Raw genomic sequence first — 16,600 nt, 5'->3', positions numbered from 1 at the left:
TGCCGTGGCCGAGAAAAAACTTAACCCACTGTCCGGGATGGGTTGACCACTACACCTCTCTCCTTGCGGGAGAGGGGCCAGGGGAGAGGGGTTGGGTTACAGTGTCGCCATTTTCACGCCGAGGACTCTTTATGCTGCGCCCCCTTTCCGCCCTGCTATTTACCGCCCTGCTCGGCCTGACAGGCTGCCAGAGCGCCTATTACGCCGCCATGGAGAAGGTCGGCGTGCACAAGCGCGACATCCTGGTCGACCGTGTGGAAGAGGCCCGCGACAGCCAGCAGGAGGCCAAGGAGCAGTTTCAGAGCGCACTGGATCGCTACCGCAGCGTGGTGCAGGTGAAGGGCGGTGAGCTCGAGGCCCGCTACGAGGCGCTGAACAAGGAATACTTGGCCAGCGAATCCAGTGCCAAGGAGGTACGCGCGCGCATCGAAGCCGTCGAGGATGTGGCCGAGGCGCTGTTCGAAGAGTGGGAAGGCGAGCTCAAGCTGTATAGCAATGCCAGCCTGCGCAACGCCAGCGCCGCCGAACTCAAGCGCACCCGTGCGCAGTACAAGACCCTGCTGGAGCGCATGCGCGCCGCCGAACGCCGTATCGAGCCGGTACTGAGCGTGCTGCGCGACCAGGTGCTGTTCCTCAAGCACAACCTCAACGCCCGCGCCATCAGCGCGCTGCAGGGCGAATACCGCACCCTGCAGGGCAATGTCGATCAGTTGCTGCGCGACATGCAGCGCGCCATCGACGAGGCCGATGCCTTCGTGCGCAACCTGCAGCAGAACAGCTGATTCAGCGCGCCAGCCGGTAGGCCGCCTCGTCCAGCCGGGTGGCGCCCAGCTTCAGGAATTTCCAGTTCTCTGCCAGCACGTCGCGCCGCTCCAGTAGCGTCACCGACCAGCCGGCCGCGCCCCAGCGCTCGCGCACCTCGCTGTCGTCGACCGCGAATGGCGGACCGTCGCGCAGCGCCTGGTCATAGTCCACCGTCACCAGCAACCCCTCGCAGCGTTCCGGCAGGATCGCCGACAGGTGGGCCACGTAGCGCTCGCGCAGGGCCGGCGGCAGGGCGATCAGCGCCGCCCGGTCGTAGAAGTGCAGGCATTCGGCCACGTCCTCGGCGCGCAGGGCGAAAAAGTCGCCGCACCAGAGCTCCAGCTCGCCGTGCCGGTAGCAGCGGAAACGGCCGTTGTCGCTGATCTCCGGCGTCAGGCCCTGCTCCGCAAAGAAGGCCTGCACGGCCGTTTCCATCAGCTCCACGCCCAGCACCCGATGGCCCTGCCCGGCCAGCCAGGCCATGTCCAGGCTCTTGCCGCACAGCGGCACCAGCACCCGGGCTCCCGGCTCGGCGTCCCAGTGCCGCAGCAGCCAGGGATTCACTTCGGACAGGTGAAAGCCGATCTCGTTACGGTTCCAGCGCGCCCGCCAGAAGTCTTCATGCATGGTGTTTCTCCCCCTGGGGCCTGTTGACCCCGCGTCGGTCAGCGGCGGGATTCTCGCATGAAAGGCCGGTCGGCCCGGCGGAACAAGTGCCGCCTCAGGCGCTCTACCTTGCTCGATCACTCGCTGGAGAACGTCCATGAGCATCGTCGTGCATACCCTGACCAGTGCCAGCTACCGCCACAGCGTCCTGGTGGACGGGCGCCATGAACTGGCCACCGACCTGCCGATCGGCCTGGGTGGCCAGGGCAGCGCACCCGAGCCCCACGACTACTTCGATGTCGCCCTGGCGACCTGCAAGGCGCTGACCGTGACCCATTACGCCCGTCAGAACGGCATCCCGCTGACCGGCATCAGCGTGGAAGTCAGCCACGATGGCAGTCGCGAGAAGGAGGGTTTCTACGCGATGACCGCGGAACTGACCCTGCGTGGCAGCCTGACCGACGATCAGCGCGCCGAGTTGAAGCGGGTGGCCGGCCACTGCCCACTGCACAAGCTGATGACCCAGGTGCAGATCAGCATCGAGACTCGCCTGGCCGAAGGCCCGTTCAGTTAGTTCAACAATCAGCCAAGCATCACTCGCTTGGTATCAGTTTTAAGCATTTGAGCCGTAGGGCGCCGTGCTAGCATAATGCCCACACTTTTGCCGGGGGTGTTTCCTGCGCCCGCCGGCACCCGCTGCTTCTCCCTCGCCGCCCAATAACAACTAAACGGTCCTTGCCGCATCCGTGCGCGTTCCCGAACGCCGCGCGGGGTTTTCCATTAATTTTTTTTTTGGCTGCCGACCATGAACCAGAGCCTGACTTCCCTCCAACGCCATCACCGCCAGGCCGACCGCGTCATGCGCGGCGTGCTCTGGGCGATGTTTCTCTACGCCCTGATCCTGGGCTTCTGGTTCGACAATGCCGGGCAAGCCCTGGTGATCGGTGGCCTCACCTGCGTGACGCTGACCGTGCTCGGCCAGCTGATTCCCGGCCAGCGTCTGCTGCGCAGCCTGATGGGCGCAGCCTTCATGGTGATGGCCGCCCTGCAGATCAACCTGGCCCACGGCGTGGTGGAGTTCCACTTCGGCATCTTCGTGCTTCTGGCGGTCCTGCTGTTCTACCGCGACTGGCTGCCGATTCTCACGGCGGCGGGGACGGCGGCTGTACATCACCTGGTGTTCTTCGCCCTGCAGACCCGCGGCTTCGATCTGGTGGTGATCCAGCAGGGCGGCTGGGGCACCATCTTCCTGCACGCCTTCTACGTGGTGCTGGAAACCGCCATCCTGGTGTACCTGGCGCAGCAGAGCCACAAGGCCGCCGCAGAAGGCGAAGGCCTGATGACCGCCACCGATCGCCTGGTGTCCGACGACAAGATCAACCTGACCTACCGCATTCCCCAGCGCGGGCCGATTGCCCAGCGCTTCAACGAATTCCTCGACGAGCTCGGCGAACTCACCGGCGCGGTGGTGCGCGACAGCCGCCAGCTGGAGCAGTCGGCCGATCACCTGGCGGCCACCACCGATCAATTACGCAGCGGCGCCAACCGGCAGCTGGATGAAACCGCGCAGATGCTCGCAGCCATGGACGAGATGGTCGCCGCCATCGAGAGCGTCGCCGACCACGCCAGCGAAGCGGCTCGCGCAGCCCAGGGGATCAACGAGAAATCCGACGCAGGCGACCGCCTGCTCAGGGTCTCGCAGCAGGCGATCGACGCGCTGGCTGAACGGTTGAATGACGCAAACCAGACCGTGCAGGCGCTGGCCGAGCAGTCCGAGCAGGTCAGCAAGGTACTGGAGGTGATCGGCAGCATCGCCGGGCAGACCAACCTGCTGGCGCTCAACGCGGCCATCGAGGCGGCACGGGCCGGCGAAGCTGGTCGTGGCTTCGCCGTGGTAGCCGACGAAGTGCGCAACCTGGCGCAACGCACGGCCGATTCTACCCGCGAGATCCACGACATCCTCGAACGCTTGCAGCACGGCAGCCAGGCCGCTGCCCAGGTCATGCGAAGCAGCCGCGAAGCCGCGCTGGACTGCGTGACGGACAGTCGCCGCGCGGGCGAACTGCTGGTTGCCATGGGTGACGAGATCGAGGCGATCAGCCGCATGAATACCCTGATCGCCTCCAGCACGCAGGAACAGAGCGCGGTCAGCACGCAGATCGCCCAGAACCTGCAGAGCATCCGCGAAGTGGCCGAACGCAACGCCGATGACGCCCGGCGCCTGGACCAGGAAAGCGAGCAGTTGCAGGCGCTCACTGATCGCCTGGAGCGACTCAGTTCGCGCTTCCACGTCTAAGCGGGTTCGGACGAACGTGGGGAGCATCCGCCCTGCCGGCTGGTCACAGCCCTGTACGCCCGTTCGGGTGAAACGGTAGGAGGCTCCTCAATGAAGCACTGGATCATTGCTGCGTGCTGCGCGCTGGGGCTGGCGGGTTGCGCCAGCGATTACATCATCGCCACGACCGACGGCCAGATGCTGGCCAGTCAGGACAAGCCCGAGCTCGACAAGAAGACCGGCCTGATCGAATACGAGGACAGCGAGGGGCGCACCCGGCAGATTCCCAAGTCCCAGGTGCGGCAGATCATCGAGCGCTAATCCAGGGCCAGGCGCCCTGGCATGGCAGTTGCTCCGGCATCGGCATACCTATAACGGCGCAACCGCGCCCTGCCGTGCCCCGTGCGCCGCCGATCCACAATGAGGCATGACCGCCTTGCCGTGCGCCCTTGTTGTGCGCAGGCGCGGAGTGGTTCGGCGGAGCACATCGTGGAGAGACTGCCATGCTGCGCATCCTGCTGATCAACGATACCGCTCGCCATGTGGGGCGTCTCCGACAGGCCCTGAGCGAGGCCGGCTTCGAGGTGACGGCCGAATCCGGCCCGACCATCGACCTGCCCGCCCGCGTGGAGGCGCTCAAGCCGGACGTCATCCTCATCGACAGCGAATCGCCAGGTCGTGACGTGCTTGAACAGGTGGTCATGGTGTCGCGCGCCCAGCCACGCCCGATCGTGATGTTCACCGACGAGCAGGACCCACAGGTGATGCGCCAGGCGATTCGCTCGGGGGTCAGCGCATATATCGTCGAAGGCATCCAGGCCCAGCGCCTGAAACCCATTCTCGACGTGGCCATGGCCCGCTTCGACAGCGAACAGACCCTGCGCAGCGAGTTGCAGGTGCGCGAAGCGCAGCTCAACGAGCGCAAGCGCATCGAGCAGGCCAAGGGCCTGCTCATGAAGATCCGCCACTGCGATGAGGAAGAGGCCTATACCCTGATGCGCCGCCAGGCCATGGACCGGCAGCAGAAGCTCATCCAGGTGGCCGAGCAGATCATCGCCATGCAGGCGCTGATGCGCGGCTGAAGCGGGCTATTGCCGCCCGTCTCGCTTTGGGCGTATCGTCGCTGGCGGTCGCACAGGCGACCAGCGTCGCTCGGACGGTTCCGGGCGCTTACGTCACATCGAGGAAATCATGGCCGAACACGGCAAGCGCCGCTTTGCGCGCATCGATCGTCTGCCCCCCTACGTTTTCAACATCACCGCCGAACTGAAGATGGCCGCCCGCCGCCGTGGCGAGGACATCATCGACTTCAGCATGGGCAATCCGGACGGCGCCACCCCGCCGCATATCGTCGAGAAACTGGTGCAGGTCGCCCAGCGCGAAGACACCCACGGCTACTCCACTTCGCGCGGCATTCCGCGCCTGCGCCGCGCCATCTCGCGCTGGTACCAGGACCGCTATGCCGTCGAGATCGACCCGGAAAGCGAAGCCATCGTCACCATCGGCTCCAAGGAAGGCCTGGCGCACCTGATGCTGGCCACCCTGGACCAGGGCGACACCGTGCTGGTGCCTAATCCCAGCTACCCGATCCACATCTACGGCGCGGTGATCGCCGGCGCCCAGGTACGTTCGGTGCCGCTGATTCCCGGCATGGACTTCTTCGCCGAGCTGGAACGGGCGATCCGCGAGTCGATCCCCAAGCCGAAGATGATCATCATCGGTTTCCCCTCCAACCCCACCGCCCAGTGCGTGGAGCTGGACTTCTTCGAGCGCGTGGTGGCCCTGGCCAAGCAGTACGACATCCTGGTGGTGCACGACCTGGCCTACGCGGACATCGTCTACGACGGCTGGAAGGCGCCGTCGATCATGCAGGTGCCGGGGGCCAAGGACGTGGCGGTGGAATTCTTCACCCTGTCCAAGAGCTACAACATGGCCGGCTGGCGTATCGGCTTCATGGTCGGCAACCCGGAACTGGTCGCCGCACTGGCGCGCATCAAGAGCTACCACGACTACGGCACCTTCACCCCGCTGCAGGTGGCGGCCATCGCCGCCCTGGAAGGCGACCAGCAGTGCGTGCGCGACATCGCCGAGCAGTACCGCCAGCGCCGCAACCTGATGGTCAAGGGTTTGCACGAGGCCGGCTGGATGGTCGAGAACCCCAAGGCCTCCATGTACATCTGGGCGAAGATCCCCGAGCCCTATGCACACCTGGGCTCGCTGGAGTTCGCCAAGAAGCTGCTGGCCGACGCCAAGGTGTCGGTGTCGCCGGGCATCGGCTTCGGCGAGTACGGTGACGATCATGTGCGCTTCGCGCTGATTGAAAACCAGGACCGCATCCGCCAGGCCATCCGTGGCATCAAGGCGATGTTCCGCGCCGACGGCCTGGTCACCCCGCCGGCCAAGGCGCGCAAGACCGAGGCCTGACCTTCAGGGGCCGGCGCAACGCCGGCCCCTCGGGCGGTCGGCGATTTTCCCGGCCGCCAATGCGGTGTGCATTGCGGCCATGCTCGGCGGCCAACGCGTTGCGTTGACCACCCTACGGTCTGCGAATCCGCCGCGCCTTCCGCTAGGGCGTCCGCGCTTTCCCGGCCGCCGATGCGGCATACACCCAGGCGTCGACCAGACTGCGCGGATGTCGCCCTACTACCGCGCAGCGTGCGCCGCCCTGGCGCATTGCTCCTTCTCCCCTCACAACGACAGGGCACTCCTGACTACCGCTCCGGGCCACATGTCATTGTTTTCAAAAGACTTTAATCGCCATTAGTCACTTGGCAAGGCCTTTGCTTCGTTCATGGTGAACTCTCGCAGCACGCCACTGGCGGCGGGCCGCGGATCGCGGACAACGGCGTCCGCCGGGTTGCCTTCCCCCTCGCAGGAACCCGGCGCGTACGCCGTTTTTTATTGCCCTAAAAAGGAAGTCTTCATGAATGAACGTGATTCGACCCGTCGCACCTTCCTCAAGCAGTCCATCGCCGTGGCCGGCCTGAGCCTGGCCGCGCCAGCCTTCCTGCGCAGCGCGGCCTGGGCAGCCGGCTCGGATGCGCCGGAAAAGACCGACCTACGCATCGGCTTCATTCCGCTCACCGACTGCGCCTCGGTGGTGGTGGCCGCCACCCAGGGCTTCGGCAGCAAGTACGGGCTGAACATCACCCCCAGCAAGGAAGCCTCCTGGGCCGGCGTGCGCGACAAGCTGAACACCGGCGAGCTGGATGCCGCTCACGTGCTGTACGGCATGATGTACGGCGCCCAGCTCGGACTGGCCGGCCCGCAGCGCGACATGGCGGTGCTCATGGGCCTCAACCAGAACGGCCAGGGCATCACCCTTTCCAGGCAGTTGCGCGAGGCCGGCGTGACCACTGGCGAACAGCTCGCCGCCCACGTGAAGCAGTCCGCCAACCCGCTGACCTTCGCGCAGACCTTCCCCACCGGCACCCATGCCATGTGGCTCTACTACTGGCTGGGCGCGCACGGCATCAACCCGATGAGCGACGTGAAGACCATCGTCGTGCCGCCGCCGCAGATGGTGGCCAACATGCGCGTCGGCAACATGGATGGCTTCTGCGTCGGCGAGCCCTGGGGCGCCCGGGCCATCTTCGACAAGGTGGGCTTCACCGTGGCCACCAGCCAGCAGATCTGGCCGGACCACCCGGAGAAGGTGCTGGGTACCACTCGCGCCTTCGTCGAGCAGTACCCCAATACCGCCCGCGCGCTGGTCATGGCGCTGCTGGAAGCCGGCCGCTTCATCGACGCCAACGAGGAAAACCGCCGCAGCACCGCCCGGCTGATCGCCGGCAAGGCCTATGTGAATGCCCCGGTGCAGGTGATCGAGCAACGCTTCCTCGGCAACTACGAGGATGGCCTGGGCAACAGCTGGCAGGACCCGCACAGCATGCAGTTCTGCCGCGACGGCAGCGTGAATTTCCCCTACCTCTCCGACGGCATGTGGTTCCTGACCCAGTTCCGCCGCTGGGGACTGCTGACCGAAGACCCGGACTACGCCGCCGTCGCCGCGGCTGTCAACCAGACCCGCCTCTTCAGCGAGGCCGCCGGCGCCCTGGGCCTGGCCGTGCCGGCCAGTCCGCTGCGCAGCAGCACGCTGATTGACGGCACCGTCTGGAACGGCAGTGACCCGGCCGGCTACGCCCGCTCCTTCGCCATCAAGGCCTGACCGAGGAGGTTCCCATGTCCATTCCCCTGAGCCCACCGCCGGTGGCCCACCGCGAAACCCACCCACTGCGCCGTCTGGCCATGGCCGCCTGGCTGCGCCAGAGCCTGCAGCAGGTGCTGCCGCCGCTGCTCGGTATCCTGCTGTTCCTCTTCCTCTGGGCGCTGCTGGCAGCGCGCAGCGAAGGACTGCCGGGCCCGCTGGTCACCGGGCAGGCGGCGCTGGAGCTGTTCGCCGATCCCTTCTACGACAACGGGCCCAACGACATGGGCATCGGCTGGAACATCCTGCACTCGCTGGGACGGGTCGGCGCCGGCTTCGGTCTGGCGGCGCTGGTCGGCATTCCGCTGGGTTTCGCCATCGGCCGCTTCGCCTTCCTGGCGCGCATGCTGGCGCCCATCATCAGCCTGCTGCGCCCGGTGTCGCCGCTGGTCTGGCTGCCGATCGGCCTGCTGGTGTTCGAGGCCGCCGGACCGGCGTCGATATGGGTGATCTTCATCAGCGCCATCTGGCCGATCATCCTCAACACCGCCGCCGGCGTGGCCAGCGTGCCGCAGGACTACCTGAACGTCGCCCGGGTGCTGAAGCTCTCCGAGTACAAGGTGCTGACCCGCATCCTGTTCCCGGCTGTGCTTCCGCACCTGATGACCGGCATTCGCCTGGCCATCGGCGTGGCCTGGCTGGTGATCGTCGCCGCGGAGATGCTCACCGGCGGCATCGGCCTGGGCTTCTGGGTATGGGACGAATGGAACAACCTCAACGTGGCGCACATCCTCATCGCCATCGTCATCGTCGGCCTGGTCGGCCTGGCACTGGAGCAGAGCCTGCTCCTGCTGGCCCGCCGCTTCGACTACCACAGCTGATTCGGGAGACCCCATGGACAAGTTCGTCGAGCTGACCCGCGTCGGCAAACACTTCGAGACCCGCAAGGGGCGCTTCGTGGCCCTGCGCGAGGTGAACCTGGACATCGCCCGTGGCGAATTCGTGTCGCTGATCGGCCATTCCGGCTGCGGCAAGTCCACGGTGCTCAACCTGATCGCCGGGCTGCTGGAGCCCAGCGAAGGTGGGCTGATCTGCAACGGCCGCGAGATTGACGGGCCCGGCCCGGAGCGCGCCGTGGTGTTTCAGAACCACAGCCTGCTGCCGTGGATGACCTGCCTGGGCAACGTGCAGCTGGCAGTGGACAAGGTGTTCGCCAGCCGGAGCAAGGCCGAGCGCCGGGAACGCAGCGAGGCGGCCCTGCGCATGGTCGGCCTGGACCACGCGCTGCACAAATACCCCAGCGAGATTTCCGGCGGCATGAAGCAGCGCGTCGGCATCGCCCGCGCGCTGGTGATGGAACCCAAGGTGCTGCTGATGGACGAACCGTTCGGCGCGCTGGACGCCCTGACCCGCGCCCATCTGCAGGACGAACTGCTGCGCATCGTCGGCCAGACCCGCAGCACCGTGGTGATGGTCACCCACGACGTGGACGAGGCGGTTCTGCTCTCCGACCGCATCGTGATGATGAGCAACGGGCCGGCGGCCACCGTCGGCGACATCCTCACCGTCGAGCTGCCGCGCCCGCGTGAGCGCCTGGCGTTGGCCAACGATCCGCTCTACCACCAGTACCGGGGCGCGGTGCTGGAGTTCCTTTACCAGCGTCAGCGGCGTCCAGCCGCATGAAGGGTCGTTGAATGCGGCCCTGCGGGGCTGCATTTCGCTCCTCAAGAATTTCCGCATAGTGCCGCCATGCTGAGCGCGGATTCTCCGCCAGGCTGCTTGTCCTCGCACTTGCCTTCCGGCTCGTGTTATGGGATTAAGCGCCACCGATCCCAGCCGGACAAAGGAACGCCATGATTTCAAGCACGCATCGCAGTCGCGCAGACACCCTCTTCTGGACGCTTTCCTGGTTGGCGTTGGCCGTCCACCTCGGGTTCTTCCTGGATGCACCGGAAAGCGTGGGGATGGCGTTCTATCAGGGTCTCCTGATCTCCACGTATGCGTTGATGTTCCTGGCACCGGCCTGGCTGATCAGCAAGCTGGCCCGTCCGCTGCCCCGGGGCGCGCAACTGGCCTTGCACGTGGTGCTGACCACCGCCGTTCAGCTATTGCTCTACGCCGACGGCCTGCTGTGGAAGCTGTACGGCTTCCACCTCAATGGTTTCGTCTGGAACATCATTACCACTCCTGGCGGCATCGCGGCGCTGGGCTCGTCGGAATCCAGCTACCTGGGCTTCGCGCTGATTGGCCTGGGCTTTGTTGGCGGCCAACTGGCCTTGCGCCTGCTGGCCAGCGCCCTGACCCGCATCCTGCCGCGCCTGCCGGTACCCCGCCTGGCCTGGGCGCTCACGCTGTTCATGGTGGGCACCTTGACCGAGCGGGTCAGCCACGCGGTCAGCCATTTTTACGGTTACAGCCCTCTGCTGGAGACCGCCCAGCGCCTGCCGCTGTATCAGCCGCTGACCATGCGCGAGTTCTTCGTCGGCACGCTGGGCATGGAGCGTCCGCAGAGCCTGGAGGTGGAGAACGTCGCCATCAAGGGCCGCCTGGCCTATCCGCAAGCACCGCTGCAGATCCAGCCGCCGGCCAAGCCGCTGAACCTGGTGTGGCTGGTAGCCGAGTCCTGGCGAGCCGACACGCTGAATCCCCGGGTCATGCCACAGACCAGTGCCTTTGCCGCAGAGTCCCTTCGCTACAGCAATCATTTTTCGGGCGGCAACGGCACCCGCATGGGGCTGTTCAGTCAGTTCTATAGCCTTCCGGCCAGCCTCTGGTTCCCGGTTCTGAATGCTCGCGTCGGTAGTCCCCTGATTGACGTTCTGCAGCAGCAGGACTACCAGATGCGTCTGTTCACCAGTGCCAAGTTCACCTATCCGGAATTCGACAAGACGTTGTTCGTACGGGTACCGCAGGAGCAGATGCAGGCCTACGGAGAGGGCGAAACCTGGCAGCGCGACCGCAAGAACATCGATGATCTGCTGGCGTTCATCGATCAGCGTGATAGTGCCCGGCCCTTCATGACCTTCATGTTCTTCGAATCGCCGCACGCCAATTACAACTTCCCGCCCGAGTCGGTGATCGAGCCGGATTACCTGGCGGATTTCAGCTACGCCAGCATGGACCTGGAGCGGGACATCGGTGGCATCCACAAGCGCTACCTGAATGCGGTGCACCACCTGGACGGTCAGATCGCCCGTGTGGTCGACCACCTGAAGGCGCGCGGGCTGATGGAAAATACCCTTATCGTGATTACCGGCGACCATGGCGAAGAGTTCATGGAGAACGGCCGCTGGGGCCACAACTCGACGTTCTCCGACGAACAGATCCGCGTACCGCTGGTGCTCTGGGTGCCGGGCCGCGAGCGCCACGAAGAAACCCTGCGCACCAGCCATATGGATCTGCTGCCCACCCTGTTGCCGTTGCTGGGCGTCCAGAATCCTGCGCATCAGTACGGCATCGGACACAGCCTGTTCGATCCGAAACCGGGACGTCATCTGATTGCCGGCGACTGGGATCGCCTGGCGTTCATCAGCGAAGAGCACAAGGTGGTACTGCCGTTTGCCACCGGCAACTTCACCGCGCTCCAGGCCACGCGTGCAGACGACCTGGCGTTGCCGAATGCCATGCAAGTCGTGCAGCAGACCCTTCCGTCCATCCGTAGCCAGCTTCAGGGTATTCGCCGCTTCATGGCGCACTGAGGCGACGGCCGGCGCACCGCGCCGGTCGTTAAAGAAATCCCCACAGCCGCCGACAGCGATAGCACACGGGCAGAGTGCCACTACTGCCCGTCCCTTCCGATGATTCAGGATTCCGGGGGTCAGCATGTCGCTTTTCAGGAAGAAGAACAGTCTGGCACCGGCCTACAGCTGGCGGGGCACCGCCGCGGAGCCGGGAATCCTGGTGCACTATCGCTCCGATCACCATGAACGCTCGGATACCCTGTTCTGGTGCCTGTCCTGGCTGGCGCTCCTGCTGCACCTGCACCTGTTCATCGCCGATGCGCACAACCTTCCCCAGCAGGCCTATCGCTGGCTGCTGATCGGCAGCTACGCACTGATGCTCCTGGCACCGGCCTGGCTGCTGGCCCGGCCGCTCGCCTGGCTGCCGCGTTCGCTGCAGCTGGGCGGCCAGGTGCTGCTGGTCGTCCTTGTACATCTGCTGGCACACGTGGACAATCAGCTCTGGACCCTGCAAGGCCATCACCTCGGTGACCTCTCCCGTGGCGCGACAGTGGACTTCCTGCGCGCACTTAACCCGCTCCCCCTTGCCGCAGCGTTTCTGCTCATCCAGAGCCTGCTGCGCAGCCTGGCGAGTCTGGTGATTCTCTTTGCACCGCGCTTGCCACTGCCTGGCCTGCGCGTGGTGCTGCTGACGTTCCTGGTCGCGACCTGCGCCGAGCGCCTGGGCTATGCGCTGGGCCATTACGAACACAATCGCGCCGTGCTGCGCATGGCCCAGGGCATGCCCTTCCACCAGCCGCTGCTGATCGATGGCTACCTGAAAGAGCTGCGTAACTAGCCTGCCCCCGAACGCACTGCGCCCGGGCAGGACGCACCAGCAGCGGGCATCCACCTTCTCCGTCGGTATGCAACCGGCGTCGCCAAGCCCCTGATAATCAACCGGTTGCCGATCTGGCACGCAGCCTGCTTGGGTTCTTGCATCACCGGCACGGCCTTCAACGGCGAAGGCAGACTCGACCGGCACGGACAAAGGCGTCCTCGTCGCACTGGCGACGGGACGCCTTTTTGTTTTTGGCATGCGTGACGGAGAAGCGAATGAACAGACCCAGACTGGTCATGGTCGGCAACGGCATGGCCGGAGTGCGCACGCTGGAAGAGCTGCTGGGACTGGCCCCGGACCTGTATGACATACAGGTATTCGGTGCCGAGCCCCATCCCAACTACAACCGCATCCTGCTGACTCCGGTGCTGGCGGGCGAGCAGCAGCTCGAGGACATCGTCCTCAACGATTTCGATTGGTACCGGCAGAATGGCATTCGCCTGCACGCAGGTCGCAGCGTGGTGCGCATTGATCGCGCGAGGCGTCTGGTGATCGCCGATGACGGCACCGAGGCGGTGTATGACCGCCTGCTGCTGGCCACCGGCTCGCGGCCCTGCATTCCTCCGCTGCCCGGTCATGAGCTGCACGGCGTCACCGGCTACCGCGATATCGCCGACACCCACACCATGCTCGAAGCCGCCGAGCGCTATCGTCACGCGGTGGTGATCGGCGGCGGCCTGCTGGGCCTGGAAGCGGCCAACGGACTGCGCCAGCGCGGCATGCAGGTGACTGTCGTGCACCGGGGTGATTGGCTGCTGGAGCGTCAACTGGACCGCGAGGCTGGGACGCTCCTGCAGCAGACGCTGGAGGCCCGTGGCCTTGGCTTCCGCCTGGCCGCCCATACCGAGCGCCTGCTGGGTGACAGGAACGGCCGGGTACGTGCGGTCTGTCTGCGCGATGGCACCCAGCTGGCCGCCGAGCTGGTGGTGGTGGCGACGGGCATCCGCCCCAACAGCGAACTGGCCGAAGCGGCCGGCCTGCCCTGCAGGCGGGGCATTCTGGTCAGCGACACCCTGCAAACCTACGACCCACGCATCTATGCCGTGGGGGAGTGCGCCAGCCATCGCGGCATCAGCTATGGGTTGGTGGCGCCGCTGTTCGAGCAGGCCCGGGTGTGTGCCAACCACCTGGCGAGGCTGGGCATTGGCCGCTACACAGGCTCGCTGCTGTCGACCCGCCTCAAGGTGAGCGGCATCGACCTGTACTCGACCGGCGAGTATGCCGGCGGCGAGGGCACCCGGAGCATCCTCCTGCGCGACCCTGTCGGCGGTGTATACCGCAAACTGGTCCTGCGCGCAGACCGCCTGGTGGGTGCTTGCCTGTACGGCGACAGCTCCGACAGTGGCTGGTATCAGCGCCTGATTCGCGAGGGCGCATCGATCGCCGGCTTCCGCGACCGGCTGATGTTCGGTGAGGCCCTTGCACACCGGGAGATCCACCATGTCGAGTGAACGCCGCACCTCCACCTCGACCTGCTGCTACTGCGGTGTCGGCTGCGGCGTGCTGATCGAGCACGATGGCAGCCGCATCCTCGGCGTGCGTGGCGATCCCGAGCACCCCGCCAACCTGGGTCGACTGTGCAGCAAGGGCGCGAGCCTTCATCTGACAGGCGGACTGGAGCACCGCGCGCTCCACCCGCAACTGCGCCTGGGCAAGACGCTGGGCCGCACCCGCACCGATTGGCCCAGCGCCCTGGAGCATGCCGCCGAGCGCTTCACCGCGACGATCCGCGAACACGGACCGCAGAGCGTTGCCTTCTACGTCTCCGGCCAGTTGCTCACGGAGGACTACTACGCCTTCAACAAGCTGGCCCGAGCCCTGATCGGTACACCCAACATCGACAGCAATTCGCGGCTGTGCATGTCCAGCGCCGTAGTGGGCTATAAGCGCAGCCTGGGTGCCGACGCGCCGCCCTGTTCATACGAGGATGTGGAGCTGGCCGATTGCGTGCTGATCATCGGCGCCAACCCGGCCTTCGCCCATCCGGTGCTGTTTCGCCGTCTGGAGGCCGCCAAGGCGCAGCGACCGGAGATGCGCGTCATCGTGGTCGATCCGCGACGCACCGACAGCTGCGAGCTGGCCGATCTGCATCTGGCGCTGCAGCCGGGGACTGACGTGGCGCTGCTGCATGGCCTGCTGCATATCCTGCTGCGTGACGAACGCATCGACACTGCCTTCATCGCCGAGCACACCGAAGGCTTCGCGGCACTGCAGAGCCTGGTACAGGAGTACCCGCCGGAGCGGGTCAGTCGGCTGTGCGGGCTGAGTGCAGACGATCTGGAACAGGCCGCGCGCTGGATCGGTGACGCTCCCCGCTTTCTGTCGCTGTGGTGCATGGGCCTCAACCAGTCCAGCAGCGGCAGCGCCAAGAACAGCGCCCTGATCAACCTGCACCTCGCCACCGGACAGATCGGCAGGCCGGGCGCGGGCCCCTTCTCACTGACCGGCCAGCCCAACGCCATGGGCGGCCGGGAAACCGGCACCCTGGCCAATCTGCTACCCGGCCATCGGGAGGCCGACAATGCCGAACACCGCGCCGAGCTCGCCCGCTACTGGGGTGTCGATAGCCTACCCGGCGCCGGGCTGAGCGCGGTCGAGCTGTTCGAAGCCGTGGCGGAGGGCCGCATCAGGGCACTGTGGATCGCCTGTACCAACCCGGCGCAATCGATGCCCGACCAGCAGCGCATCCACGACGCACTGGCGGCCTGCCCGTTCGTGGTCGTGCAGGAGGCATTCGCCGGCACCGAGACCTGCGCCTATGCAGACCTGTTGCTGCCGGCCGCCAGCTGGGGCGAGAAGGAAGGCACGGTGACCAACTCGGAGCGGCGTGTCAGCCACGTGCGCAAGGCCGTTCCGCCCCCGGGCGATGCGCGGCCGGACTGGGCCATCGTCTGCGACTTCGCCCGCCGGCTGGAACAGCGACTGCGGCCTGGCCTCCCCAGCCTGTTCGACTTCGATTCGCCGCAGGCCCTGTTCCAGGAGTTCACACCGTTAACCGCCGGGCGCGACCTGGATTATGCCGGGCTCAGTTATACCTTGCTCGACGCGCTCGGCCCTCAGCAGTGGCCCTTCCCGGCCGGAGCCCGCCAGGGCACGCCTCGCCTGTACAGCGACCGCCGGTTCCCGACGCCCAGCGGACGGGCGCGCTTCATCGCCGAGCCTTATCGGGCCGTCCTGGAAATGCCGGAGCCCCCCTTTCCCTGGCTGCTCAATACCGGTCGGCTGCGTGATCAGTGGCATGGCATGAGCCGCACCGGCACCGCTGCACAGGCGTTCGGCCATGCGCCCGAGCCTCTGTTGGGTATTCACCCCGATGATCTGGCCAACCTGGGGTTGCACGAAGGCGACCTGGTACGGGTTTCCAGTCGACGCGGCAGCCTGGTGCTGCCGGTGCAGGGTGATGCAGGCCTGCGGCCAGGGCATACCTGGCTGCCAATGCACTGGGGCGACCGCTTCCTCAGGGGACTGGGTACCAACGTGCTGACCCAGCCGGGGTTCGATCCGCTGTCACGCCAGCCGGAACTCAAGCTCAGCGGTGTGGCGCTCGAACCGGCCGACCTGCCCTGGCGGCTGTTCGCGCTGGTCGAAGGTATCGGTTTATCGCACCTCGATGCGCTACGGCCGCTGCTGGTGGAGTTCCCCTATGTAAGCCTGGGTCTGCTGGGGCGAGAGCGCACGGCCCTGGTGATTCGAGCCGCCCGCGCCGAGGCGCCGCCGCAGTCATGGCTGATGCAGTTGGACCGGACGCTGGCATTGCACGAACCGCTACTGGCCTACGAAGATCCGGAAGCCGGGATCAGCAAGCGCCTGCGCCTCGAGCAGGGCCGTCTGACCGCCGTGCGGCTGGCCGGCGAGGTCCTGGCCCGCGACTGGCTCATGCAGGTCTGGCGGGAAGGCCAGCCGGTCGACGTGCCGCATCAGCAGTTGCTGGCGCCACTCGCCGCGCCAGAGGGTCGCCAGGCCGCCACCGATCGGCTGGTTTGCAACTGCCTGAACGTTTCCGCCAGCGCCATCCTGGCGGGTCTGCAACAGGGCCTGGATCTGTCCGCCCTGCAACGCGAGCTGCGCTGTGGAACCCAGTGCGGTTCCTGCCTGCCGGAAATTCGCCGAATAGTGTCGGCGCCATGAGTCTTCCCGTGTTGCGACGGGCGCTCGCGGTCTCGACCCTGGGCTATACCTTGAAGCGGGATTCAGGGAGAGAACCGCCA

13 protein-coding genes and 1 pseudogene are annotated in these 16,600 nt (G+C 66.1%); 13 read left to right on the top strand and 1 reads right to left on the bottom strand.

The window, feature by feature from the left end; genetic code table 11:
* The first annotated feature begins 131 nt into the window (after positions 1–131).
* Complete coding sequence (locus tag AS93_RS0106170) at positions 132–782, top strand: DUF2959 domain-containing protein (RefSeq protein WP_027589795.1); 651 nt, start codon at positions 132–134, stop codon at positions 780–782.
* A 1-nt stretch (position 783) separates the two neighbouring features.
* Here AS93_RS0106170 and AS93_RS0106165 read toward each other — a convergent pair whose 3' ends face one another.
* The gene (locus tag AS93_RS0106165) at positions 784–1,431 is read right to left on the bottom strand and encodes a thiopurine S-methyltransferase (RefSeq protein WP_027589794.1); all 648 of its coding nucleotides are present in this window, start codon (positions 1,429–1,431) and stop codon (positions 784–786) included.
* A 136-nt stretch (positions 1,432–1,567) separates the two neighbouring features.
* Here AS93_RS0106165 and AS93_RS0106160 point away from each other — a divergent pair, with 136 nt between their 5' ends.
* The 12 genes and pseudogenes from AS93_RS0106160 to AS93_RS0106105 all read left to right on the top strand — a co-directional run bounded on the left by AS93_RS0106160 (position 1,568) and on the right by AS93_RS0106105 (position 16,520).
* Positions 1,568–1,984 (top strand): OsmC family protein, encoded by a 417-nt coding sequence (locus AS93_RS0106160; RefSeq protein WP_027589793.1) that lies wholly within the window; start codon positions 1,568–1,570, stop codon positions 1,982–1,984.
* A gap of 231 nt (positions 1,985–2,215) precedes the next feature.
* A complete protein-coding gene (locus tag AS93_RS0106155; protein WP_027589792.1) occupies positions 2,216–3,706 on the top strand; it encodes a methyl-accepting chemotaxis protein in 1,491 nt (496 codons plus the stop codon).
* A gap of 90 nt (positions 3,707–3,796) precedes the next feature.
* On the top strand, positions 3,797–4,006 hold the full coding sequence (locus tag AS93_RS0106150; protein WP_027589791.1) for a YgdI/YgdR family lipoprotein: 210 nt from the start codon (positions 3,797–3,799) through the stop codon (positions 4,004–4,006).
* A 182-nt stretch (positions 4,007–4,188) separates the two neighbouring features.
* On the top strand, positions 4,189–4,767 hold the full coding sequence (locus AS93_RS0106145; RefSeq protein ID WP_027589790.1) for an ANTAR domain-containing protein: 579 nt from the start codon (positions 4,189–4,191) through the stop codon (positions 4,765–4,767).
* Positions 4,768–4,876: 109 nt separating this feature from the next.
* Entirely contained in the window at positions 4,877–6,109 is a 1,233-nt protein-coding gene (alaC, locus tag AS93_RS0106140; protein ID WP_027589789.1) for an alanine transaminase, read from the top strand.
* Positions 6,110–6,608: 499 nt separating this feature from the next.
* On the top strand, positions 6,609–7,853 hold the full coding sequence (locus AS93_RS0106135) for a CmpA/NrtA family ABC transporter substrate-binding protein (RefSeq protein ID WP_027589788.1): 1,245 nt from the start codon (positions 6,609–6,611) through the stop codon (positions 7,851–7,853).
* Between the two features lie 80 nt (positions 7,854–7,933).
* Positions 7,934–8,713: a nitrate ABC transporter permease gene (gene ntrB, locus AS93_RS0106130; protein ID WP_139182002.1), complete on the top strand. Its 780-nt coding sequence runs from the start codon at positions 7,934–7,936 to the stop codon at positions 8,711–8,713.
* Between the two features lie 13 nt (positions 8,714–8,726).
* Entirely contained in the window at positions 8,727–9,515 is a 789-nt protein-coding gene (locus AS93_RS0106125) for an ABC transporter ATP-binding protein (protein WP_027589786.1), read from the top strand.
* A gap of 170 nt (positions 9,516–9,685) precedes the next feature.
* On the top strand, positions 9,686–11,530 hold the full coding sequence (locus AS93_RS0106120; protein WP_027589785.1) for a sulfatase-like hydrolase/transferase: 1,845 nt from the start codon (positions 9,686–9,688) through the stop codon (positions 11,528–11,530).
* A gap of 124 nt (positions 11,531–11,654) precedes the next feature.
* Positions 11,655–12,350, top strand: a complete 696-nt coding sequence (locus AS93_RS0106115) for a hypothetical protein (RefSeq protein WP_027589784.1) — start codon at positions 11,655–11,657, stop codon at positions 12,348–12,350.
* A gap of 257 nt (positions 12,351–12,607) precedes the next feature.
* Positions 12,608–13,807 (top strand): annotated as a pseudogene (locus AS93_RS18840) (FAD-dependent oxidoreductase); the annotation flags it as partial.
* 25 nt (positions 13,808–13,832) lie between these two features.
* Positions 13,833–16,520, top strand: a complete 2,688-nt coding sequence (locus tag AS93_RS0106105) for a nitrate reductase (protein WP_027589783.1) — start codon at positions 13,833–13,835, stop codon at positions 16,518–16,520.
* Positions 16,521–16,600 lie beyond the last annotated feature (80 nt).

This window comes from Pseudomonas sp. RL (assembly GCF_000647775.1).
Classification (GTDB): Bacteria; Pseudomonadota; Gammaproteobacteria; order Pseudomonadales; family Pseudomonadaceae; genus Serpens; species Serpens flexibilis.
This window is presented reverse-complemented; position numbering and strand designations above follow the sequence as displayed.